Source organism: Paenisporosarcina sp. P5_A11, assembly GCF_056400705.1.
On the sequence record NZ_JBFUKT010000378.1, the window covers coordinates 1 to 835 of the forward strand.

Genomic DNA, 835 nt, shown 5'->3' on the forward strand with positions numbered 1-835 from the left:
ATATTGTTAACAAAAGCAATATTCACTGTACGACAGACAAATCCCATGTTCAACTAAACAAAACCCATACTAGAAGAAGAAAAGGCATATTACCATAGTTCCAGTAATGCACCCGTTAGTTTATTACGCACATCTTTTTAAGGCGCCATTACCTTATTGAACTAACCTGCCCCGTTAGTTCAATAAGAAAATGAGTTGCTTATGCAGTCACATGATCTTCAACTTTAGCCCCCGTTAGTTGAATAAATTTGTTTTCTAATCTTATTATCCCAGAGTGTCTCTGTCACTTTTGTATTCTAAAATATCCCCAGGCTGACAATCCAAAGCCTTACAAATAGCTTCTAAAGTTGATAATCGAATCGCTTTTGCCTTTCCGTTTTTCAATATAGAAAGATTAGCCATCGTTATTCCAACCCTCTCAGAAAGTTCTGTAACACTCATTTTCCTTTTAGCCAACATCACATCAATATTGATTATAATTGCCATGTCATTCACCTCAGACTATTAAGTCATTTTCTGATTTTATATCGATAGCTTCTTGTAAAAGCCTTTGAAGAACAGCCGCGAAGACTGCAATCACCATAGAAGCAAAAATAATGACCAATCCGAGTACTATGACACCAGGGGCATCGTCTTTATCCCCAATTAGATAAAAGAGTGGCATGCCTGCTGCAAACAAGATACTGATTGTAATTGCACAGTATTTGATGGTCTTTAAAGCCTTTACCGATAAATCCGAGAAAGCTTTATTCTTGTCGATATAGCTTAAAAGTTTAAAAGCTTGATACAGAGCAAAGTAAAAAGGTATCGCCGCTCCATACAAAACGATTAAAAC

2 protein-coding genes are annotated in these 835 nt (G+C 36.3%); both read right to left on the reverse strand.

Annotated elements, in window-relative coordinates:
* Positions 1 to 264: 264 nt before the first annotated feature.
* Positions 265 to 486: a helix-turn-helix domain-containing protein gene (locus AC1DOS_RS20385; protein ID WP_108588029.1), complete on the reverse strand. Its 222-nt coding sequence runs from the start codon at positions 484 to 486 to the stop codon at positions 265 to 267.
* A 10-nt stretch (positions 487 to 496) separates the two neighbouring features.
* On the reverse strand, positions 497 to 835 hold a 339-nt coding region (locus AC1DOS_RS20390), incomplete at its 5' end, for a DUF2975 domain-containing protein (protein WP_477538945.1).

Coding starts and splice junctions, on each gene's coding strand:
- AC1DOS_RS20385 (WP_108588029.1), bottom strand. CDS start 486: ATGGCAATTATAATCAATATTGATGTGATGTTGGCTAAAAGGAAAATG.